The sequence below is a fragment of the Methyloversatilis sp. genome, from assembly GCF_965284615.1.
Classification (GTDB): Bacteria; Pseudomonadota; Gammaproteobacteria; order Burkholderiales; family Rhodocyclaceae; genus Methyloversatilis.
This window is the reverse complement of the sequence record NZ_OZ260098.1, coordinates 3,825,211-3,847,291: the sequence shown is the minus strand read 5'-3', so window position 1 is coordinate 3,847,291 and position 22,081 is coordinate 3,825,211. Positions and strand designations below refer to the sequence as shown.

The 22,081-nt window shown below is 64.5% G+C and carries 20 protein-coding genes and 1 tRNA gene; 14 read left to right on the top strand and 7 right to left on the bottom strand.

The annotated features are described in order from the left end of the window. Window positions 1–41: 41 nt before the first annotated feature. Window positions 42–1,124, top strand: coding sequence for a Rieske 2Fe-2S domain-containing protein (locus tag ACQ66H_RS18255; RefSeq protein ID WP_430435201.1), 1,083 nt, complete (start codon window positions 42–44; stop codon window positions 1,122–1,124). 124 nt (window positions 1,125–1,248) lie between these two features. Further along, a complete protein-coding gene (locus ACQ66H_RS18250; RefSeq protein WP_430435200.1) occupies window positions 1,249–2,223 on the top strand; it encodes a VTT domain-containing protein in 975 nt (324 codons plus the stop codon). A gap of 205 nt (window positions 2,224–2,428) precedes the next feature. Here the strand turns inward: ACQ66H_RS18250 and ACQ66H_RS18245 are convergent, their stop codons facing one another. Continuing rightward, entirely contained in the window at window positions 2,429–4,150 is a 1,722-nt protein-coding gene (locus tag ACQ66H_RS18245; RefSeq protein ID WP_430435199.1) for a sigma 54-interacting transcriptional regulator, read from the bottom strand. 218 nt (window positions 4,151–4,368) lie between these two features. Between ACQ66H_RS18245 and ACQ66H_RS18240 the strand changes: the two genes are divergently transcribed. Beyond that, a complete protein-coding gene (locus ACQ66H_RS18240; protein ID WP_430435198.1) occupies window positions 4,369–5,295 on the top strand; it encodes a catechol 2,3-dioxygenase in 927 nt (308 codons plus the stop codon). Window positions 5,296–5,302: 7 nt separating this feature from the next. Here the strand turns inward: ACQ66H_RS18240 and ACQ66H_RS18235 are convergent, their stop codons facing one another. Both ACQ66H_RS18235 and tal read right to left on the bottom strand, forming a co-directional pair. Continuing rightward, the gene (locus tag ACQ66H_RS18235; RefSeq protein ID WP_430435197.1) at window positions 5,303–5,527 is read right to left on the bottom strand and encodes a DUF1289 domain-containing protein; all 225 of its coding nucleotides are present in this window, start codon (window positions 5,525–5,527) and stop codon (window positions 5,303–5,305) included. After that, window positions 5,524–6,468 (bottom strand): transaldolase, encoded by a 945-nt coding sequence (tal, locus tag ACQ66H_RS18230; protein WP_430435196.1) that lies wholly within the window; start codon window positions 6,466–6,468, stop codon window positions 5,524–5,526. Before tal ends, ACQ66H_RS18235 begins: the two co-directional genes overlap by 4 nt. 147 nt (window positions 6,469–6,615) lie before the next feature. Here tal and ACQ66H_RS18225 point away from each other — a divergent pair, with 147 nt between their 5' ends. The 7 genes from ACQ66H_RS18225 (at window position 6,616) to ACQ66H_RS18195 (ending at window position 13,433) form a co-directional block, all read left to right on the top strand. Continuing rightward, window positions 6,616–8,304, top strand: a complete 1,689-nt coding sequence (locus ACQ66H_RS18225; protein ID WP_430435195.1) for a sensor domain-containing diguanylate cyclase — start codon at window positions 6,616–6,618, stop codon at window positions 8,302–8,304. A gap of 166 nt (window positions 8,305–8,470) precedes the next feature. Next, on the top strand, window positions 8,471–8,761 hold the full coding sequence (gene groES / locus ACQ66H_RS18220; RefSeq protein WP_019916702.1) for a co-chaperone GroES: 291 nt from the start codon (window positions 8,471–8,473) through the stop codon (window positions 8,759–8,761). 44 nt (window positions 8,762–8,805) lie between these two features. After that, the gene (groL, locus tag ACQ66H_RS18215; protein ID WP_430435194.1) at window positions 8,806–10,452 is read left to right on the top strand and encodes a chaperonin GroEL; all 1,647 of its coding nucleotides are present in this window, start codon (window positions 8,806–8,808) and stop codon (window positions 10,450–10,452) included. A 390-nt stretch (window positions 10,453–10,842) separates the two neighbouring features. After that, window positions 10,843–11,517: a response regulator gene (locus tag ACQ66H_RS18210; RefSeq protein WP_430435193.1), complete on the top strand. Its 675-nt coding sequence runs from the start codon at window positions 10,843–10,845 to the stop codon at window positions 11,515–11,517. After that, a complete protein-coding gene (locus tag ACQ66H_RS18205) occupies window positions 11,504–12,982 on the top strand; it encodes a sensor histidine kinase N-terminal domain-containing protein (RefSeq protein WP_430435192.1) in 1,479 nt (492 codons plus the stop codon). The genes ACQ66H_RS18210 and ACQ66H_RS18205 overlap by 14 nt, the downstream gene beginning before the upstream one ends. Before the next feature lie 8 nt (window positions 12,983–12,990). Beyond that, entirely contained in the window at window positions 12,991–13,302 is a 312-nt protein-coding gene (locus tag ACQ66H_RS18200; protein WP_430435191.1) for a hypothetical protein, read from the top strand. Between the two features lie 55 nt (window positions 13,303–13,357). Next, window positions 13,358–13,433 (top strand) — tRNA-Phe (locus ACQ66H_RS18195). Between the two features lie 83 nt (window positions 13,434–13,516). Here the strand turns inward: ACQ66H_RS18195 and ACQ66H_RS18190 are convergent. Next, on the bottom strand, window positions 13,517–14,269 hold the full coding sequence (locus ACQ66H_RS18190) for a PEP-CTERM/exosortase system-associated acyltransferase (RefSeq protein WP_430435190.1): 753 nt from the start codon (window positions 14,267–14,269) through the stop codon (window positions 13,517–13,519). Between the two features lie 59 nt (window positions 14,270–14,328). Then, window positions 14,329–15,141, bottom strand: a complete 813-nt coding sequence (locus ACQ66H_RS18185; protein WP_430435189.1) for an outer membrane lipoprotein-sorting protein — start codon at window positions 15,139–15,141, stop codon at window positions 14,329–14,331. A 53-nt stretch (window positions 15,142–15,194) separates the two neighbouring features. On the opposite strand from ACQ66H_RS18185, the gene ACQ66H_RS18180 reads away from it, so the two are divergent. From ACQ66H_RS18180 to ACQ66H_RS18165, 4 genes are read left to right on the top strand one after another with little or no spacing between them, the layout of a single operon-like run. Continuing rightward, entirely contained in the window at window positions 15,195–15,947 is a 753-nt protein-coding gene (locus ACQ66H_RS18180; RefSeq protein WP_430435188.1) for an ABC transporter ATP-binding protein, read from the top strand. After that, on the top strand, window positions 15,944–17,338 hold the full coding sequence (locus ACQ66H_RS18175; protein WP_430435187.1) for a DUF1302 family protein: 1,395 nt from the start codon (window positions 15,944–15,946) through the stop codon (window positions 17,336–17,338). The genes ACQ66H_RS18180 and ACQ66H_RS18175 overlap by 4 nt, the downstream gene beginning before the upstream one ends. Before the next feature lie 18 nt (window positions 17,339–17,356). Then, window positions 17,357–18,490 (top strand): NAD-dependent epimerase/dehydratase family protein, encoded by a 1,134-nt coding sequence (locus tag ACQ66H_RS18170; protein WP_430435186.1) that lies wholly within the window; start codon window positions 17,357–17,359, stop codon window positions 18,488–18,490. Further along, the gene (locus ACQ66H_RS18165) at window positions 18,490–19,692 is read left to right on the top strand and encodes a glycosyltransferase (RefSeq protein WP_430435185.1); all 1,203 of its coding nucleotides are present in this window, start codon (window positions 18,490–18,492) and stop codon (window positions 19,690–19,692) included. Before ACQ66H_RS18170 ends, ACQ66H_RS18165 begins: the two co-directional genes overlap by 1 nt. A gap of 106 nt (window positions 19,693–19,798) precedes the next feature. On the opposite strand, the gene ACQ66H_RS18160 is transcribed toward ACQ66H_RS18165, so the two are convergent. After that, on the bottom strand, window positions 19,799–20,809 hold the full coding sequence (locus tag ACQ66H_RS18160) for a PEP-CTERM sorting domain-containing protein (RefSeq protein ID WP_430435184.1): 1,011 nt from the start codon (window positions 20,807–20,809) through the stop codon (window positions 19,799–19,801). A 181-nt stretch (window positions 20,810–20,990) separates the two neighbouring features. After that, the gene (locus tag ACQ66H_RS18155) at window positions 20,991–22,061 is read right to left on the bottom strand and encodes a molybdopterin biosynthesis protein MoeY (RefSeq protein WP_430435183.1); all 1,071 of its coding nucleotides are present in this window, start codon (window positions 22,059–22,061) and stop codon (window positions 20,991–20,993) included. Window positions 22,062–22,081 lie beyond the last annotated feature (20 nt).

The window sequence follows — 22,081 nt, the reverse complement described above, 5'->3', positions numbered from 1 at the left end:
GTCCACCGGGCGCATCACGACAAGACGGAGGAGACAACAAGATGGAAACGAAGGCACTGGAGAAGAAGGTCGAGTTCCTCAAGGACTGCTGGTACGTCGCCGCGCTGTCGAGCGAGGTGCCGGCGGAGGGCCTGTTCCACCGCCGGATACTCGACACCTCGGTGCTCATGTACCGCAAGGCCGATGGCGCGCCGGTCGCGCTGCACGACCGCTGTCCGCACCGCTTCGCGCCGCTGCACCTGGGTAAGCGCATCGGCGACGACGTGGTGTGCGCCTACCATGCGCTGCGCTTCGACTGCAGCGGCGCCTGCACGCACAACCCGCACGGCAACGGCCTGATCCCGAAGGCGGCGAAGGTGCGCAGCTTTCCGCTGCTGGAGAAGTACGGCTTCGTGTGGATCTGGATGGGCGACGCGGCGCTGGCCGACCCGACCCGGCTGCCGGACTTCGGACCGCTGGACGAGGGGCATCCAAACGCGCTGGCGCATACCTATATGCGCATGGACGTGAACTATGAGCTCATCATCGACAACGTGATGGACCTGAGTCACATCGACCATGTGCACAGCGAAATCATCAGCACCCGCGGCCAGCTGTCACCGCTGGTGCCGGCGGTGAAGGAGGGCGCGGACAGCGTGAATGCGCGCTGGCAGTGGTCGCAGACGCCGGCCATGCTCATCTTCGCGAACTTCCTGCCTGACCCGGCCGCACCGGCCCGGCATTTCTTCGACATCACCTGGACGCCACCTGCCAACATCCAGCTGTCGGTCGGCGCCATCCAGGGCGACGGGCCGCTGGATCTCGATCACTGCACCGGCCAGTACGACCTGCATACCTGCACGCCCGAGTCGGCGACGAAGACGCACTACTACTTCGCCACCCGGCGCAATCACGACGTGGAGAACGCCGAATACAACGCGATGAAGATACGTGCCATGCACGCCGCCTTCGAGAACGAGGACGGCCCGGTCATCCAGGCGACGCAGGACGAAATGGGCACGACCGATTTCTTCTCTCTGAACCCGGTGCTGATGAGCAATGACATCGCCGCGGTGCGCGTGCGCAAGTTGCTGACGAAGCTGATCGACGCCGAGCGCAACGGCGCGCTGCGCGCAGTCGGCTGAAGCGGGGTACCACGCGGCCACGCGCTGGAAATCGCCAGCGATCGCCCTCATCTGACCGGAACGGCTTTTCGGTCGTCACGATTCCGTGTCATCGTGGCGGCCGAAATTCATTGCGGAGAAGAGCGTGACCGAATTGCTGGCCCAGTATGGGCTGTGGCTGATTTTCCTGGTGGTGCTGGCGGAACAGCTGGGCCTGCCGATACCGGCGATGCCGCTGGTGATGCTGGCCGGCGCGCGGGTGGCCGACGAGCCCCTGTACGGCGTGTTTGCATTGCTGGTGGCGGTGGCCGCGTCTTCGCTCGGCGATGTCGCCTGGTACCTTGCCGGCCGGCTGCAGGGTCACCGCGTGCTGCGCTTGCTGTGTCGCATTTCGTTGTCGCCCGATACCTGCGTGCGGCAGAGCGAATCCACCTTCACCCGCTACGGCATCGCCACGCTGGTGATCGCCAAGTTCGTGCCCGGGCTGTCAACGATTGCGCCGCCGCTGGCTGGCGCGCTGGGGATGCGGCCGTCCGCCTTCATGCTGTTCAACACGCTGGGTGCGGTGCTATGGGCCGGCGCCGCGCTGACGATCGGCCTGCTGTTCGCGACGCAGATCGAGGCGGTGCTCGACGCGCTGGCCGAACTGGGTGTCTATGCGGCGGCGCTGGTCGGCGTGCTGCTGGCGCTCTATATCGGCTGGCGCTGGCTGGAGCGTCGTCGTGCGCTGCGCCAGCTGCAGTCGGAGCGGCTGGCGCCCGACGAGTTGCTGGCCATGCTGGACCGTGGCGACCCGGTCACGGTGGTCGATGTGCGCTCGGGCCTCATCGTCGATGCCGAGCCGGTGCGCATTCCCGGCGCGCTGAGCATCACGCTGGAACAGATCGACGCGCACGCTCACCGCCTGCCGAAGGACGGCGTGCTGGTGACCTATTGCGCCTGCCCGAACGACGTGTCGGCGGTGCGCGCCGCGTTGAAGCTGCACGCGGCGGGTCTGCGCCACGCCCGTCCGCTGCGCGGCGGCATCGAGGGCTGGCAGGCGGCGGGGTATCGGGTGGAGGGGGTTGGCGCCCCGCCACTGTCCGACGGCGGCATGCTTGCTGGCGACGGCAGCCCTTGAAACGAAGGCACGGTTCGCGACAGCCCTGTCGCGGCCGAGGCCGCTCCCCTCGGGTGCACGCCTGATCCGTGGTCGGAGCCGGGGTTCTGTGGGAGGGGTCTTCTGACCCCGACAGCAGCCTGCATCGAAGCCTGCGGCCTGCAACCGCCGTGTCGCGGCCAAGGCCGCTTCCATACGAGCGGACCGCTCGAACGTCGGCGTGGCATCAGGCGGGCCCTGTCTCCCGCTTCTTCGCCCGGTACTCGAACTGCCCCCGCCTCAAGCCGAGCAGGCGGGCGGCGGCTGACAGGTTGCCGCCGGTGCGCGTCATCGCGTGGTCGAGCAGGCGCTGTTCCAGTTCGTCGAAGCGCAGGCCGGCGTTGACCAGTGACGCGATGTGCGCATCCACACCGTCTGACGGCGCGTCGGATGGTGGCGTCGTGGTCTCGGCGGTGCGCGTGAGCCGGCCGCCGGCCGACAGGTTGAACATCGGCTGGGTCAGTCGCTCGCCACCCGAAAAGAGATGCTGCACGTCCAGATTGCCGCCGTCGTCTGCGAGGATGACTGCGCGCTCGACGATGTTCTCCAGTTCGCGCACATTGCCTGGCCAGTCGTAGGCCCACAGCGCTTCCGCGGCGCGCTGCGTGAGGCCGGCGATGCGCTTGCCGAAGCGTTTCGCGTAGCGCTCGACGAACACGTTGAGCATCAGCGGAATGTCCTCGCGCCGCTCGCGCAGCGGCGGAATCTCGATCGGGAACACGTTGAGGCGGAAGAACAGGTCTTCGCGGAAGCGCCCGGCCGCCACTTCGGCGCGCAGGTCGCGGTTGGCAGCGGCGACGATGCGCACATCGACTGGCCGCACGCGGGTGTCGCCGACCCGCTCGACCTCGCCTTCCTGCAGCGCGCGCAGCAGCTTGCCCTGGGCCGGCATCGGCAGGCTGCTGATTTCGTCGAGGAAGAGGGTGCCGCCGTGTGCGCGCTCGAACTTGCCCGGCCGCGACGCATGCGCGCCGGTGAAGGCGCCGCGTTCGACGCCGAACAGTTCGGCCTCCACCAGCTCGGCCGGAATGGCGGCGCAGTTCACGCCGATGAAAGGCTCTTTCGCGCGCGGGCCGATGGCGTGCAGGGTTTTCGAGAAGCGTTCCTTGCCGACGCCGCTTTCGCCCAGCAGCAGCACGGTGGCGTCAGTCGGCGCGACGCGGCGTATCAGGTGAGCGACGGCGTTGAAGCCGGCCGAGGCACCGACCAGATCGGGCAGGCCCGCCGCGGCGACGGTCTCGCCCGGTGCCCGTCGGCCACGCGGCGCCGACACGAAGTCCTCGATGCGCAGGAAGCTCAGGTCGTCGGCGCTGTCCTCGCACTCCTCCAGCGGCCGGCCGATCACGCGGCAACGCGCGTGGCCCATGGCCACGCATTCCAGCTCGCGCCACAGGATGGGGCGCCCCATCATTGTCGTCGTGAAGCCGCTGGCATAGCCGGTCATCATCCAGCAGGCGGGCGAACCACTGACGCCGAAGTGCTGCAGATGCGCCTCCGCTTCCCACGAGGACTGCCAGTAGTAATCGCCCCAGAACTCGCCGCTGTCGGTGTTGAACTGCATGCGATCCACCGCCTGATTGCGCACAAAACCTTCGATCTCGCGCAGCCGCGGACCGAGCGCCAGCGTGCGCGTCAGGTCGCCGCCCTCGGCTTCGCGCAGGCAGCGCGCGTCGTCCACGCCCTGCTGGTAACCGATGCGGGTGAACAGCTCGCGGGTGCGGTCCAGTCCGAGCCGCTCGACCAGTTCGTGGCGCAGCGTGGCCAATGACGCACCGTGCATCAGCAGCATGCGCTGGCCGAACAGCAGGATGTGGCCACTGTCCGGCGCGAAATGGACGTTCTTTGCCAGCGTGCGGTCGTCGATGGCGTCGGTGATGGCGGTCAGCGGGCCGTGCGGTGTGCGGGGCATGACGGAATCCGTTCGGTAAGGCAGCTGCCGGAAATGCGGCATCGGCCGCCCGTCCGGTTTCGCCAAATCATGAAAGCACGGCTGAAAAATGTCGAGATTTTTTATGAATCTTCGAAGGAACAGTGGCTTGCGATTGATCGGCCGACTGGTACGGCGATTGCACTGGACGGGAGCCCGGTCACGAGCCGGGCCACGACAAACGGATGGAGGATGGAGATATGCCGATGACCGGCGTGCTGCGCCCGGGTCATGTCGCGCTACGCGTGACCGACCTGGATGCGGCGGTAAGACATTACGGAGAAGTGCTGGGCCTGATCGAAACCGGGCGCGACGCCCAGGGCCGCGTCTATTTCAAGGCCTGGGACGAACACGACCACCATAGCGTGGTGCTGCGCGAGGCCGATGCGCCGGGCATGGACTATATGGGCTTTCGTGTCAACAGCGAGGCGACGCTGGACAGGCTGGCCGCCGAAATCGAGGGCAGCCGCCTCGCCACCGAACTGCAGTGGATCGCGGCCGGCGAACATCTGCACACCGGCCGCCGCTTCCGCTTCACGGTGCCGACCGGCCACGCGATCGAGCTGTTCTCAGCCAAGGACAAGGTGGGCAACGGGCTGCCGGATGTGAACCCGCACCCGTGGCCCGATGGCCTGATCGGCATGCAGCCGACCCGCTTCGATCATTGCCTGCTGTACGGCGACGACGTCGATGGCACCGTCAAGCTGTTCATCGAGGTACTGGGCTTCAAGATGGCGGAACAGGTGATGGCCGGCGACGTACTGGTCGGTGCCTTCCTGACCTGCTCGACCAAGCCACACGACATCGCCTTCATCCGCAACCCGGAGAAGGGACGCTTCCACCACTGCTCCTTCACCCTCGATACGTGGAATGACGTGCTGCGTGCGGCGGACATCATTTCGCGCAAGGACGTGTCGCTGGACATCGGGCCGACGCGGCACGGCATCACGCGTGGAGCGACGATCTACTTCTTCGATCCGTCGGGCAACCGCAACGAGGTGTTCGCTGGCGGCTACATCCATTACCCGGACAAGCCGGTCATTACCTGGAAGGTGGAAGACCTCGGACGCGCCATCTTCTATCACGACCGCAAGCTGAACGAGGCCTTTCTGAACGTGCACACCTGAGCGGCTGCTATCGGCGCTCCGGCCGGTCAGTCAGGCCCTGGATGTCGCGCCGGGGATAGCCCTCGGCGCGTATCCGCGTCCACACCGCGCGTTTCTCGTCCGCCGTCATGAACACCCAGTTCGCCACTTCCATGACGGTGCGGCCGCAGCCGCGGCACACCTCGTCGAACAGCGTGCTGCAGATGGCGACGCAAGGCGTGTCCGGCTCGTCGGCCGGCGGCTGCTCGCTCATTGCATCAGGCCGGCAACGAAGGCGTCGAGCTTGCGCGCATCGACGTCGAAGCGGCGGATGCCGTCCGACAGCTTCTCGACCGCCATCGCGTCCCCGTTGTGCAGCCAGCGGTAGGCCTTCTCGTCGAGTACGACGCGTTCGGCCGGTGTCGTGCGCGTCGGGTCGAGTCGGCGCTCCAGTTCGCCCGGCAGGGCGGCCATCTGGTCCAGCAGGTCGGGGGCGATGGTGAGCAGGTCGCAGCCGGCCAGCGCCTCGACCTGACCCACCTTGCGGAAACTCGCGCCCATCACCTCGGTGTGGTAGCCGTGCTGTTTGTAGTAGTGGTAGATGCGGGTGACCGAAGCGACGCCCGGATCCTGCTCCAGCGGAATGTCGGCCACCTTCTGCTGCGCGCAGTACCAGTCGTAGATGCGGCCGACGAAGGGTGAGATCAGCGTGACGCCGGCGTCGGCGCAGGCGATGGCTTGGGCCATGCCGAACAGCAGCGTGAGGTTGCAGTGGATGCCGTCGCGTTCCAGCTTTTCCGCTGCGCGTATGCCTTCCCAGGTGCTGGCGAGCTTGATCAGCACGCGGCTGCGCGAAATGCCGGCCGCCTCGTACAGCGCGATCAGGTGGCGCGCCTTGGCGATGCTGGCTTCCGTATCGAAGCTGAGGCGCGGATCGACTTCGGTTGACACCCGGCCGGGCACGTGCTTCAGGATTTCGCAGCCGAAGGCGACGAACAGCCGGTCGATCGCGCCGTGCAGGTCTTCACCGGCCGCCCTCGCCTGTGCCAGCGCCGCATCGAGCAGCGGCCGGTAGCGCGCGTCCTGCGCGGACTTCAGCAACAGCGAAGGGTTGGTGGTGGCGTCCTGCGGCTTCAGGCGGGCGATGGATTCGACGTCGCCGGTGTCGGCGACGACGATGGAATGCTGCTTCAGCGATTCGAGATGGGTGGTCATGGGGAGGGCTCCGTCGGGGTCCTGGTCCGGTGCGATGTTCACGTGTGCCCGGAGTGTATTGCGAGTCGGCCGTCGCCGCGCGCATTTGGGCAAGTGTGCCGCTTGGCGTATCGTTCCGGTTCCCGCACGTACGAGACAGCGAGTCCGATGACGTTGATGCCCGGCAGTTTCCGTAACCGCCTTGCGCTGCTGTGTGGCGGCCTGGCGCTGATCGTGGGTTTACCGGCCTATCTGTACATCAATCACGTCTATGCGGAGCAGTTGCTGAACGAGCGCGGCCACGCGATACACGAACTGGCGACCGCAATGTCCGCGGTGCTGGCCGAAAGCCTGAACGAGCGCCGTCGCGAGGTCGAACTGCTGTCCGACACCCGACTGTTCCGTCGCGAACCGCTGGATGACAGCGCCTTCCGCGGCAGCCTGGAGCGGCTGCAGAACTCCTATCCGCAGTATTCGTGGATCGGCGTTGCCGATCTCGACGGCGTGGTGCAGGCGGCCACGCACGATCTGCTGCTCGGGCAGAACGTGGCGCAGAGACCGTGGTTTGCCGGCGGGCTCGACGGGGTTTTCGTCGGCGATCTGCACGAGGCCCTGTTGCTGGCCAAGTTGCTGCCGAAGAAGGGAGCCGGCCCGATGCGCTTCATCGACATCGCGGTGCCGGTGTCCGGTGAGGATGGTCAGGTGCGCGGCGTACTGGCCGCCCATGTGCATTGGGACTGGGCAGGCTCCGTACTGCGGGTGCTGCGGCCGAGCAACGCCGAGCGCGTGGGCATGGACATTCTCATCGTCAACGGGCAGGGCGACGTGATCTATCCGGAGGACAGTCAACTCGTCGTGCCGCACCCGAGCGGTCGCCCGACGCAGGCGGGCTTCTTCATCGACAACTGGTCGGGCACCACCGCCTACGTAACCTCGATGGCGCCAGTGCGCGAGATCATCCAGACCAGTCCGCTGGGCTGGCAGGTCGTCATCCGCCAACCGCTCGACCGCGTGATGGAAGACGTGGTGGCGCTGCGCAAGGTGGTGCTGGGGTTTGCGCTGCTCGCGGTGGCCATCCTGCTGTTGCTGTCGTGGGTGGTGGCGTCGCGACTGAGCCAGCCGCTGGAGCGGCTGGCGACGCTGGCGCGCCGGATCGAGAGGGGCGACGAGGGTGTCACGCTCGAAGTGGGCGCCGGATCGGTCGAACTGCGCCATCTGGTCAACGCGTTGCGCGGCATGGCGGCAACCCTGATACAGCGGCGCGAGGCGCTGGAGGCGAGCAACCGCGACCTCGAACACAAGGTGATTGAGCGCACTGCCGAACTGGCGCGCCTGAACGACGAACTGCGCGATCAGGCGCGGCGCGATGCGCTCACCGGTCTGCCCAACCGGCTGGCGGCGAACGAACGCCTGCGCGACGAATTCGTCCGCATGCGGCGGTCGCGCAAGAGCTATGCGGTGCTGGTGGCGGATATCGATCACTTCAAGCGCATCAACGATGGTCATGGCCATCCGGCAGGCGACGCGGTGCTGCGCCACGTCGCTGCGGTGCTCAAGGCGGCGCTGCGCGAGAGCGATTTCGTCGCCCGTTTCGGCGGCGAGGAGTTTCTGCTGCTGCTGCCCGCCACGTCCCTGGACGACGCATGTCGCGTCGGCGAGAAGATCCGGCGAGCAGTTGAAGCGTCCCCCACTGCTGCGGTCGGCGTCGTCACGATGAGCATAGGCCTTGCGATGGCACAGCCCGATCACGAGGACGAGGACGCTGCCGTCCGTCTCGCCGACGCCATGCTTTACGAGGCGAAGCGCGCCGGCCGCAACCGCCTGGTCAGCGAACAGGTGCAGACGGCCGACGGCTGATCCGGCCGGTCATTGTTCGCGCGCTCTTGAAATCGAAACATCCCGCCACTACTATTAGCACTCGTTGGCAGTGAGTGCTAACACAGCGATGCGCTGTGTCGCATCGCCCCGAATATCGTCAAACGTCGCGACTGGGTTCGCGCCTTCAATCTCAAGGAGTCATTGCATGAAAATCCGTCCGTTGCACGACCGCGTGCTGGTCAAGCGTCTGGAAGAAGAGCGCAAGACCGCTTCGGGCATCGTGATTCCCGACGCAGCCGCTGAAAAGCCGGATCAGGGCGAGGTCATCGCCGTCGGCGCCGGCAAGATCCTCGACGACGGCAAGGTTCGCCCGATGGCCGTCAAGGCTGGCGACCGCGTGCTGTTCGGCAAGTATTCCGGTCAGTCGGTCAAGGTCGATGGCGAGGAATTCCTCGTCATGCGTGAAGAAGACATCATGGGCGTGGTCGAGGCCTGATCGCCTCCTTTGCTCTGAATTTCTGAATACTCAAGGAGTTAGATATGCCCGCAAAAGAGGTACGTTTTGGTGATTCCGCCCGTGAACGCATGGTTGCCGGCGTCAATGTGCTGGCCAATGCAGTCAAGGTGACCCTGGGCCCGAAGGGCCGCAACGTGGTGCTGGAGCGCTCCTTCGGCGCCCCGACCGTGACCAAGGATGGCGTGTCGGTCGCCAAGGAAATCGAACTGAAGGACAAGTTCGAGAACATGGGCGCCCAGATGGTCAAGGAAGTCGCTTCCAAGACCTCGGACGTCGCCGGTGACGGCACCACCACCGCCACCGTGCTGGCCCAGGCCATCGTGCGCGAAGGCATGAAGTACGTGGCTGCCGGCATGAACCCGATGGATCTGAAGCGCGGCATCGACAAGGCCGTGACCGGCATCATCGGCGAGCTGAAGAAGATTTCGAAGCCCTGCTCGACCAGCAAGGAAATCGCCCAGGTCGGCTCGATTTCCGCCAATTCGGACACCTCGGTCGGTGCCCGCATCGCCGAAGCGATGGACAAGGTCGGCAAGGAAGGCGTCATCACCGTCGAAGACGGCAAGTCGCTGAATGACGAGCTGGAAGTGGTCGAAGGCATGCAGTTCGACCGCGGCTACCTGTCGCCCTACTTCATCAACAACCCGGATCGCCAGATCGCCGTTCTGGACAGCCCCTTCGTGCTGCTGCACGACAAGAAGATCAGCAACATCCGTGATCTGCTGCCGGTGCTGGAACAGGTTGCCAAGGCCGGTCGTCCGCTGCTGATCATCGCCGAAGACATCGAAGGCGAAGCGCTGGCCACCCTGGTGGTGAACAACATCCGCGGCATCCTGAAGACCGTTGCCGTCAAGGCCCCGGGCTTTGGCGACCGTCGTAAGGCCATGCTGGAAGACATCGCCATCCTGACCGGCGGCACCGTGATCGCCGAGGAAGTCGGCCTGTCGCTGGAAAAGGCTACGCTGCAGGACCTCGGCCAGGCCAAGCGCATCGAAGTGGGCAAGGAAGAAACGACCATCATCGACGGCGCCGGCACCGAAGACGCGATCACCGCACGCGTTGCCAACATCAACACCCAGATCGAGGCCGCCACGTCGGACTACGACCGTGAAAAGCTGCAGGAACGCAAGGCCAAGCTGGCCGGCGGTGTTGCGCTGATCAAGGTCGGTGCAGCGACCGAAGTCGAAATGAAGGAAAAGAAGGCACGCGTTGAAGACGCGCTGCACGCTACCCGCGCTGCCGTTGAAGAAGGCATCGTGGCCGGCGGCGGCGTCGCCTTGGTGCGCGCGCTGCAGAACCTCGGTGACCTGCGCGGCGACAACGCCGACCAAGACGCGGGCATCAAGCTGATCATGCGCGCTGCCGAAGAGCCGCTGCGCCAGATCGTCGCCAACGCGGGCGACGAGCCGAGCGTGGTCGTGGCCAAGGTGAAGGAAGGCAAGGGCAATTTCGGCTACAACGCCGCCTCGGGCGAGTACGGCGACATGGTCGAAATGGGCGTGCTGGACCCGACCAAGGTTACCCGCACTGCACTGCAGAACGCCGCTTCGGTTGCTTCGCTGATGCTCACCACCGACTGCATGGTGGCCGAGCTGGCCGAAGACAAGCCGGCTGCCGGCGGCATGCCGGGCGGCATGGGTGGCATGGGCGGCATGGGCATGGACATGTAATGTCCGCTCCGGTCGCCGTGAGGCGACCGGGCCCGGTCTGTCAGACCACGGAAAGCCCGCACTTCGGTGCGGGCTTTTTTTCGTTCACGGGCTGCAGTCGCGACCCATGTGCGACGGCGCAACGAGAACGATCGAGATTGGGGGAACGGATTCGGACGGATGCCCGAAAAATGGGTGGGGAGCACCCCGTGCAGGGGAAGGGTGCTCCCCGGGGCGTGCCGGACTGACCGGTTTGCCCCCGAGGACCAAAAGAAGAACAGCGCTGCGCAGACTATTCTTGAGCGCTTACATCTCCCTTACACTGATGTCCGGTGGGGTTATTCAAACCCCAAACCCGAATGCGAACGCAGAAGACGTTCATGGAGGAGGCGGCCGCAAGGCTGATTTGCTATGCATATCCTGCTTGCCGAGGACGATCCGGTCATTTCCGATGCCGTGGTTCGCGCGCTGCGGCGCGCCGGTTACGCGGTGGACAGCGTGGCCACCGGTGGTGAGGCCGACGCGGCGCTGCATGGACAGGGCTTCGATCTGGCCATCATCGACATCGGTCTGCCCAAGCTGTCCGGCATCGAGGTGATCAAGCGCATGCGCGCGCGCAAGTGCACGACACCGGTGCTGATACTGACCGCGCAGGACGGCATCGACGACCGCGTGCGCGGGCTCGATGCCGGCGCCGATGACTACATGTGCAAACCTTTCGCATTGCCCGAGCTGGAGGCGCGCGTGCGTGCGCTGACACGGCGCGGCACCGGCATGCCCACCCGCATCGAGATCGGCAGCCTCGCCTACGATCAGACCGACCACGTGGCCAGCGTCAATGGCCAGGCGATCGAACTGTCGGCGCGCGAGACTGCATTGCTGGAGGTGCTTCTGCTGCGCGCCGGCCGGCTGGTCAACAAGGAACAGCTGGTCAACCATCTGTGCGGCTGGGGCGAAGAAGTGAGCAATAACGCGATCGAAGTCTATGTGCATCGGCTGCGCAAGAAGATCGAGCACAGCGGCCTGCGCATCGTGACCCTGCGCGGCCTGGGCTACTGCCTGGAAAGACCGGATGCCGTCGCGTGAAAAGCTGAAGACTCGCCGCCCCAAGTCCAGCGAAAAGACCGGCGAGTACAACTCGCTGTTCGGCGAAATCCTCGACTGGATGCTCGCGCCGTTGATGTTCGTGTGGCCGATCAGTATCGCCATCATCCACAACGTGGCGGACGACATCGCGCATGCCCCCTATGACAAAGTGCTCGGAGACAGCGTCTACGAGCTGAGCCGGCAGGTGCGCTTCACGCCGGTCGGCGCCATCTTCGTCAAGCCGCCGCAGATGCGCGACCTGTTCCACATCGACGGCGAGGACATCATCTACTACCAGGTGCTCGGCGGTGCCGGCGAACTGCTGGCCGGTGACAGCGAAGTGCCGGATGTGCCGGACGACAAGACTTGGAAGCCGGGTGAGCTCTATTTCCGTGGCGGCCGCGTAAACAACGAGGACGTGCGGATCGCCTACATGTTCCAGCCGGTCACCACCATTCCCGGTTCCTACGTAACGGTGCAGGTGGCCGAGACGCTGAACAAGCGCGAGGCACTGACCTCGCGCATCCTGTCCGGTGTGCTGCTGCCGCAGTTCGTCATCATTCCGATCGCCGTCGTGCTGGTCTATTTCGGCCTCGGCCGCGGGCTGTGGCCATTGAAGCGGCTGCAGGCGGTGATCGAGAAGCGGCGGCCGACCGATCTGTCACCGATCGACGTGCGTCGCGTACCGGAAGAACTGCGCCCGCTGATCAATGCGCTGAACGACATGATGTTGCGGCTCGAACTGAACCTCGCCGCACAGCAGCGCTTCATCGCCGACGCCGCGCACCAGATGCGCACGCCGCTGACCGGGCTCAAGAGTCAGGCCGAACTGGCGCTGCTCGAGAACGATCCGGCACAGATCCGTGCCTGCATGGAGCAGATACTGGTCAGCGCCACCGGCGCGGGGCACCTGATCAATCAGCTCCTCGCGCTGGCGCGCGCCGAAGCGAGCACGGAGAAGGTGCATGCGATCGAGCGGGTGGAACTGAACGCGCTGCTCGAATCGCTGATCGCAGACTGGGTGCCGGCGGCGCGCAGGCGTCATATCGACCTCGGCTTCGAACGGGCGCACGTCGCGCTGCATGTCGATGCCAATCCGGTGCTACTCGGCGAAATGTTCAAGAACCTGATCGACAACGCGATCAAGTACACGTCCTACGGCGGCATCGTGACCGTGCGCTTGAAAGCGGACATCCGCGCCATCCTGGAAATCGAGGATACCGGGCCCGGCATTCCGGTCGAGGACAGGCAGCGCGTGTTCGAGCGCTTCTATCGTGTGCTCGGCACCCAGGTCGAAGGCTCCGGACTTGGCCTGCCCATCGTGCGCGAAATCGCGGAACTGCACCGCGCCGAGGTCGAACTGCTCGATGCGCCCGGCAATGGCGGACTGATCGTGCGCGTGTCCTTTCCGCGCGTGGTGGAGCAGGTACCGAACGAGGCCGCGGCGCTGCCGTGGCCTGTCTGAGGGCGGGCATGGACACGCTGGATATCGGGCTGCGCGCGGTCGTCGTCCTCAAGGGGCTCAACGAAATCGTGCTTCTGACGCTGTTCGGTCAGGCGGCGCTTTACCTGCTCGCAGGCAGCCGTCGTCACGGCAATCTGATCTACGGCGCATTCAATCAGGTCGGTGCGCGCGTTTTCCGTCTGTTCCGTTTCATCACGCCGCGCTTCGTGCCTGACCGCCACCTCCCTTTCGTCGCCTTCCTCGGCTTGTTGCTGGTCGAACTGGTGCTCATCATCGCCAAGATATCGCTGGTGGCCGAAACGATGCTGCGCGCGCAATGATCGACGCAAAACCTTTGACAGAAACGCGATCAGATACTAATATCGCTGGCTCTTTGGCCAAGTAGCTCAGTTGGTAGAGCAGCGGATTGAAAATCCGCGTGTCGGTGGTTCGATTCCGCCCTTGGCCACCAGAATTCAAGGCGCGTACTCTGCGCGCAAACAAAAAGGGCCTCGCGGCCCTTTTTGTTTTTCTCCCTCCAAACCCGTCACCCGCTCACGCGGCGTTCCGCGCAAAGTACTTCCCTCGCATCTCCTCGAGCAACTGGTCGTACAGCGGCTGCATGAACGGCGGCAGATGTGCCATCAGTTCCTTGCGGTAGATGACCGACGGCACGCGCTTTCCGCGGTGCTCCACCGCCTGGCCGATCAGGTGGATGCGGAAGCCCAGCGCTGTCAGATGGCGGGCGAGTCGCGCCTCGGTCAGCGTGAAAAGATGTTCGACGTCGTGCAACTCCGCAGCGGCAAGCAGGCCGAGGTAAAGACCGACCGGAATGTAGGGGAAGCGGGGCTGATCCCGCGTTCCCATGTCCTCTTCCGAAATGGCGATCGGACCGCCGCTGTCGCCCTTACGTTTGCGGTAATCCGACAGCACCGCGAGGCGTGAGATCTCCACCATGCGCCGACGGTCGATGCGAACCGGGTCGATGATGCTCCGGTCGATTGCCGTCTCGCACAGGTGTTCGAAAGGGAGCGGTTTCGCGAGGTCGTCCGGATCCGGCTGCACCAGCCGCACACAGCCAACGATGCGACCGCTTGTCTGCGCGCGCAACGCGATCTGCAGCGCGTGCGCGTCGAAACCGTCGGTTTCCTCATGGTCGGGGTTGGTGGCTTCGTAGCCAAGTTCCTGGCAATACACCTCGTGCCGGACGCGATAGACCTCGTGCTTCATCGCCTCATCGACCGCGGCTTCCACCGCGAAGTACTTGGCGAAGTTTTCCTTGAGGTTTCCGACTTCAAGCAGAAACATGATGTTGTCCGACCGTGTATGACGCCGCGGGTGCATCCCGCGTGCGTGGCCTGCTGACCTTACTGTAGTTTCTTCAGGTATTCCTTGTCGAACACCTTGTCGGGTATGTCGCGCAATTGCATCGATGCGTACTCGAGCGTCGATTGCTCGCCCTGTTTCAGTGCGTCCTGCATGACCAGACGGGTCGGGCGGAGTTTGCCGCCCAGCGTCTTGTATTCATCATAGACACAGGTTTTCAGCAGCTTGTCTGACAGGGAGTAGAACTCGGCCTTGTGCGGCGCGTTATTCGATGTGCGCACCCAGAGCAGCACGCGCGAGTAGGTGACGCCGCGATCGACCGCCGTCAGTTCGAGTACGTGATGATCGTTGCCGTCCACTTTTTCGGTACGCAGCAGCTTCGGGGTGTAGTCGCCAGAGAAATTGGCGCGCGCCAGGTCACCGTTGGCGACCTGGCCGGTCAGGCGCTGCGCCAGCGACAGCCGCACCGGTTGCGACACGGTGGGTAGGAACACCCACAGGTCGCGCGCCTTCATCAGCAGGATCTGGCCGCGCTCGGAAGCCGGCTCGACCGTCTGCACGATGGTGTTCTCGTTACCCTTGGACAGAATGCGGTACTTGCGGAATTCTTCGCCGCTGGACGTGGTCGAGGTGACGCTGACCTCGACCTGGAAGGGCTCCCGTGGGAAGCGGATGGTGTCGGCCTTTTCAAGTATACTCGCGGCATCTTGGGCAAAGGCGGACGGCGCGATGCAGAACGGTGCCGCAAGAGCTGCAACAGTTGCAAGGATCCGCGCGAACGTCTTGCGCCGGTGCGACGATGGGCCGGTGGTGGTGGCTTCGCGCATGCCGAGCGAGGTGTTCGGAACATTCATTTTTTTGTCTCCAGCACCGGGCGCATGACCCGTCTTCTGAACCGGGCTTCCTGATGAACAACGTCGTCCAGATCCGGAATGTGAGCCGCAGCTACATGCTCGGCGGACAGCAGGTCAATGCGTTGAAGAATATCACGCTGGATATCGAGGACGGCGTGTTCATTGCCATTGCCGGGCCCTCCGGCAGTGGCAAGTCAACCCTGCTGAACCTGATCGGTTGCATCGATACACCGACTTCGGGGCAGATCCTGATCAACGGTCAGGACGTGTCGGGGCAGACGCCGGACCAACTGGCCAGTCTGCGCGCGCGCACCATCGGTTTCATCTTCCAGACCTTCAATCTGCTGCCGGTCCTGTCGGCTTACGAGAACGTCGAGTATCCGCTGCTGCAGTTGCCCGAGGTCAGCAAGGACGAGCGGGCGAAGCGGGTGAAGTACTTTCTCGACATCGTCGGCCTTGGTCCGAAGATGCATCATCGACCGAACCAGCTGTCAGGTGGACAGCGTCAGCGTGTGGCGATCGCCCGCGCGCTGGCGGTACAGCCGGCCATCGTGCTGGCCGACGAACCGACCGCCAACCTCGACCGCAAGACCGGCGATTCGATACTCGAGCTGATGCGCGAGATCAACCGCACGATGAAAACCACCTTCATCTTCTCGACGCACGACAAGCGCGTGATGTCGATGGCCGACCGCCTTGTGCGCATCGAGGACGGCGAACTGACCGCGCTCGGCGTACAGAAATCACCGGGCGAATGGTCCTACGTCAAACCTCCAAAATCCGCCACTCTGCAGGCTGCTTCATGACGCACTTCGATTCACTTTCCGCCTTGCGCCGCCTGCCCTTGGCGGCGCTGACGCTGGCACTGCTGCTCGGCGCCCGGGCCGCGCCGGCGGCCGACGCGCTCGACGACCTGTTCGTCGAACCGGCGCCCGAAGCCGCCGGTGATGCGCAGGGCAAACCGAAGGCCGATGAACAGGGCTCGTCTATGTCGGGCTGGCGCGGCTTCAGCCAGTTCGAACTGGCGCGCACGGTGGCTGGTAACAGCCACTGGTCGAAGGCGCGCTGGCGCAACGAGCTCGGCCGCAGCGGCAGTTTCGGTCAGGGCATCAAGTGGAAAGCCGTGGGCCGCGTCGATTACGACTTCGCCTACGGTTGGGAGAGCGACTTCTACCCGGCAGCCGTACGCGACGACCGACGCAGCGAGTTCGCATGGCGCGAGGTTTATCTCGACATGCCGGTGGGCGATGTCGAACTGCGCCTCGGTCGCCAGCACATCGTGTGGGGCGAAATGGTCGGCCTGTTCTTCGCCGACGTCGTGTCGGCGCGCGACATGCGCGAATTCTTCACGCAGGAATTCGACCAGCAGCGCATCCCGCAGTGGGCGGCACGCGCCGAGTACTTCAAGAACGACTGGCGCGCCGAGCTGATCTGGGTGCCCTACGTGAGCGTCAACAACATCGGCCGCTTTGGCGGCGATTTCTACCTGACGCAACCTGACCTGTCGGGCATCAGCGCGACCTACGACGCGCAGGTCCGGCCGGACCGCAAGCTCAGCAACTCGAATTACGGCCTGCGAGTCGGTACGCTGGTACAGGGCTGGGATCTGGCCGCCTTCTACTACCGCAGCCTGGATGTGAATCCGACCTTCAGTCGTCGATTCGTCACCCCGACCGCGGTGGTCTACACGCCGCGACACGACTGGATTCATCAGTATGGTGCAACGCTGACCAAGGATTTCGGCAGCTTCCTGCTGAAGGCCGAAGCAGTGCTGACTTACGATCGCTACCTTCCGGTGTCGCCGCTGTCGGCGCGGCCCGACGGACTGGTCCGTCAGGACATGGTCGATTACGCGATCGGCATCGACATTCCCTTCATGTCCGAGTCGCGGCTCAATCTCCAGTACTTCGAGCGTGCCCACATGGACAAGGCGCCCGACCTGCTGGCGAACCGGCGCGAGAACGGCATGGCGGTGCTGTACAACCACAAGTTCGACGAGCGGCTCGAGGGCGAGCTGCTGTGGGTGCAGTCGCTGGTACGCAACGACTACATGTTCCGCCCCAAGCTGATCTGGCGCGTGCAGTCGAACTGGCGCGCGCAGTTCGGTGCGGATCTGTTCGGCGGCAATTCAAATGGCTATTTCGGGCGTTTCGGCAACTCGGACCGCTACTACGGCGAGCTGCGCTACTCCTTCTGATTCGGGCGGAGGTGCCACATGCGAGTGCTGATCACGGGCGGTGCCGGCTTCATCGGCTCACATACGGCGGACGCGCTGCTGGCCGCCGGCCACAGCGTGCGTGCGCTGGACATTCTTGACCCGCAGATTCATGGCGAAAGCCGCCAGCGGCCGGCCTATCTCGCGCCCGAGGTGGAGCTGCAGGTCGGTGACGTCTGCAATGCCGACGACGTCGCGCGCGCGCTGGACGGCATCGACGCGGTCTACCACTTCGCTGCGCTGACTGGCGTCGGCCAGAGCATGTACGACATGACCCATTACGCGCGGGTCAATGGTCTGGGCACGACCACCCTGATCGAAGGCGTCGTCAAGGGTGGTTATGTGCTAAAGCGGCTGGTGCTGTCATCGTCGCGTGCGATCTACGGCGAGGGAGCCTATGTCTGCCGTGAGCATGGCGCCCAGTTTCCGGGCGCTCGCTCGCGAGAACGCCTGCAGGCCGGCAAGTTCGCGATGCCCTGCCCGGTTTGCGGCGGTGATCTCGACGCGGTGCCGACGCCGGAAGACAAGGTGTCCGAGCCGTTCTCGGTCTATGCGATCACCAAGAAGCATCAGGAGGATTACGTTCGCTACGCGGCGAACACCTTCGGTATTCCTGCGGTCGTGCTGCGTTACTTCAACGTTTTCGGCTCGCGTCAGTCGCTGAAGAATCCCTACACCGGCGTGGTATCGATCTTCTATTCGCGCATCTGCGCCGGTCAGCCGATCTCGGTGTACGAGGGCGGCTTGCCTGTCCGCGATTTCGTGCATGTGTCCGACGTCGTTGCGGCGAACATGCGTGCGCTGGTTGCCGACGTGGCGCCGGGCTCCGTCTTCAATGTCGGCGCCGGCGAGGCGAGCACGATCGCCGACATCGCCAACGCGCTGGCGCGAGCGGTGGGCAAACCGGTGACGATGGAGGACAAAGGGGAATTCCGTGTCGGCGACATCTTCGGATGCGTTGCCGATCTGGCGCACTCGCGCGCAGTGCTCGGTTTTGAGCCGGCGTGTTCGCTAGACCGGGGTATGGCCGAATTCGCCGCTTGGGCGGGCGGGCAGCCCTCGGAGGATCGCTATCAGCAGACCGTCGCCGAACTGACGCGCTTCGGCCTGTTCGGTCGCGCAGGGGGCGCCTGATGTCAACCTGCCGCCGCGTTTTGTTCGTGGCGGAGGCAGTATCTCTCGCGCATGTCGCCCGGCCGGTCGTGCTGGCATCGGGCCTGGCGGCGCATCATGAGGTGTCGGTCGCGTCCGCGCCGGCCTTCGATCTGTGCTTCCGCGGAACGGATCTTCGCCGGCTCGGGCTGGAGAGCATTCCGGCCAAGCTTTTTCTCGATCGCCTTGCGGCCGGTGCGCCGCTGTACACCCGTGCCGAGCTCGAGCGCTATGTCGAGGCCGACATCGCGTTGCTGCAGCGCGAACGTCCCGACGTGGTGATCGGCGATTTCCGTCTGTCGCTGAGCGTTTCTGCGCGGCTTGTCGGCATCCCATACTTCGCGCTGTGCAACGCGCACTGGAGTCCGTGGTCGGCGCATTCACGGTTCCCCTTGCCGGACATCACCCTGACCCGGGTGCTCGGGCCCACGCTGGCAGAGCCGATCTTCCGGCTGGCGCAGCCGCTCGCCTTCCGTCTACACGCAGGGCCGCTCAACGCGGTACGCAAAAAGCATGGCCTGAGCGGCTTTCCCGATGTGCGCCATGCCTACACCGACGGTGATCTGACGCTGTACGCCGACACGCCGAGCCTGGTGCCGGTGCGTCCGGACTGTCCTTCCAACCATCATTTCATCGGGCCCATCATCTGGTCGCCCTCGATGCCGTTGCCGGACTGGTGGGCCTCGATGCCGTCCGGGCCTCTTGCCTACGTCACGTTGGGTTCCACCGGACGGGTCGATCTGCTGCCAGAGGTATTTCGCGCGCTGGCCGATGCGCAGGTCAATGCAATGACGGCGACGGCGGGGCGCTCGGACGTGGCTTCGCCCGGACCGCACTGCTTCGTTGCCGACTATCTGCCGGGGCTGGAAGCCGCCGCGCGCGCCGATTTCGTCATCTGCAATGGCGGAAGTGCGACGGTCTATCAGGCCTTGTCAACCGGCACGCCGGTCATCGGTTTGTGTTCGAACATGGATCAGTTCCTCACCATGTCGCGTGTAGTCGATGCCGGGGCGGGGATTTCATTGCGTGCGGGCAACGTGAGCTACGAACAGCTGCGGACAGCACTCAGGCGCATGATCGGAGATGAAGCTGCGGACTTCAGGCGTGCTGCCGAGGCGGTCCAGCAGGACTTCGCCAGTTTCAATACCCGCTCGATTCTGAACGGGCTGGTTGCATCGGCATAGAGAGGGCTGGCCGGGCAATAACGTGTTCGGAACCTACGCTTTCGAACGCACAAAAGAAAAACGGGAGCTTTCGCTCCCGTTTTTCATGCTGCTTCGACTACCTGAATCAGGCCTTGCGGCGGCGGGCCAGAGCCAGACCACCGAGTGCCAGACCGGCCAGAGCCAGCGTGCCCGGCTCGGGGATGCCCTGCACCGGACCGTTGAAGTCGGTCTGGAAGATGATGTCCGGGCCGGCTGCAACGCAACCCGTCGGGCCGCAGACCGTGCCACCGTTCACCGCGCCGATGTTCGGCACTTGACCGGCGATGATGGCCGACGGATCAACCGACTGGAACGGCAGGTTCTGGCTGATGTTGGTCACCAGGAAGGAGATCAGCTCTTCATTCCAGAAATCCGTGTCGATGAAGTTCGGCAGAACGGTCAGCAGGTCGAACTCAGGCGTTGCGCCCGAACCCGTCACCGACGGGGTGCCCGACAGCGGCGAAGTGCCGTTGAGCGGCTGACCATCGCTGCCGACCGTGCCCAGGGCGCCGGTGTTCGCGTTGAAGTTCGACACCGAACCTGCACTGCCCGGAGCGATCGTGCCGTCGAACACCAGCGTGCCGGTGTTGAAGCCGGTGCCGGCCGCGTAGTTGGCAGCGGCGTCGGAATCCAGATCCTTCACATAGACGCGGAAGTAGTTGTTGGTCTGGACCTTGGCGAAGTCGAACACGGCGATGTTGGCGCCCGGCACGGACACGGCGGTCGTCACGACTTCCTGGTAAGCCAGTTCGAAGGTGATTTCGTACTTGTTGGCAGTCGAGCCCGAACCGTTGTACAGGCTGCTGGCGGCACCGGTACCACCCTGCAGCACGGCCAGACGGCCTTGCGAGAACACGTTGAAACCGTAGCCCTTGCCACCGTTCAGACCTTCGACGGTGCCACCTGCGGGGTTGTTGATGAAGTTGACGAAGGCTTGGTTGCCGCCTTGCGCCAGAACCGGGGACGGCGCCCAGTCGAAGGCGGTGATGCCGCTCACGACGCCATTCGGCGTGGTGATCGAAACCGGGGCAGCGTGCGCGGCAGCGAAAGTGCCTGCCAGTGCCACTGCAACTGCAATTTGCTTGAACTTGATCATTTCATTGACTCCGTTTGTTGGCTTGGGAGAACCACGGTTGGCTATAAGCAATCGGCGGGCCAGTTTTCTTCACGTGTTTTAGTTTATTGAATATAAACAAGAAAAATCTGTGTCTCGGGTGGCTGCGGCGGTTGGCGGACGCGCTATGTCGCCGCGTGTAAAGTTCACCGACATTCTGGTTTCAAGACTCTTCGTGGTTCTGCAGTCTTTCGAGGGGCAGACGCAGTGAGCGGCCGGGGATGTTCCGGCTGCGACCGATGCGGCACGCCCAGACCGCTCGTCCTATGTCCTCTCCCGGCAGCAGGCTGCCCAGTCTTTGTGCCAGATCGTCGGCGCGGGCGAGTGCGTCGCCGTTCTGCGTGAATCGCTGTCCGGCCCGTGCGTACTGGTTGAAGATGAGCGGCGTCATCTCAGGCTGTGACTGGAGCCCCAGCTTTTCTACCGTCAGCCAGAGTCGCTGCATGGCGCGGCCGGTTGCGACGTGATCGTCGATGTGGTCGGGGCGCGTTGGCGCGATCATGAAGGCGTGAGCAGAGCACGCGACGCCCGGAATCAGGTCGAGTTGCAGCCGCGGTGCGAAAGTGCCGAGGAGCCACCTGTTAAAGAATTCGACGCGGCTCCAGCTTGCCATGACGAAACGCATCAGCTTGCCGGTGAGCGGGTTGACGCCGACGGCTGCCTCGGGGATGCGGTCCTCGCTGAAACGCGCGCCCCACTCGATCACGCGGCTATGGGTCTGGAAGGCTTCCGGAATGGTCAGGCGGATCTGCGCGCTGTCGAAATTCAGCTTGGCGATGCGCAGGCGATCCCGGAACGCTCCGAACCAGACGATGCGGTAAGGAAACACCGCAGCTTCGAGCGCCTGCCGCTCCTCTTCTGTCAGCGGTCTGCTGCCCATTGCACGGCGCTGCACGGAGCGCGTCGTGATGCACGGGAGCAGCGGGTCGGGTGCGACTGACGGGTCGGCGACCAGCCGGATGTCGAACTGCAGATGCGTGTCCGGCGTATCCGGCCGGCGAGCGATATCGGCGCGAAGGCCGTGGGCTGTTGCTGCAATGGACAATGTTTCCAGCATCGCGCCGACGGCGATCTGGCTGGCGTGCCCTTCGAGGTCATAGACGCACCAGTGTCGGGTGTCGAAACCATGCACCCGCACGTGATCGTCGGCGAGCACCTCGAAACGCCAGATCTGGGTGTTGTCGCCGCTTGGCGCCCAGCGCGCGAGGTCGAGGATCTTGTCTACGGTGCGCATTCGTTTCTCCGGTGAGCTGC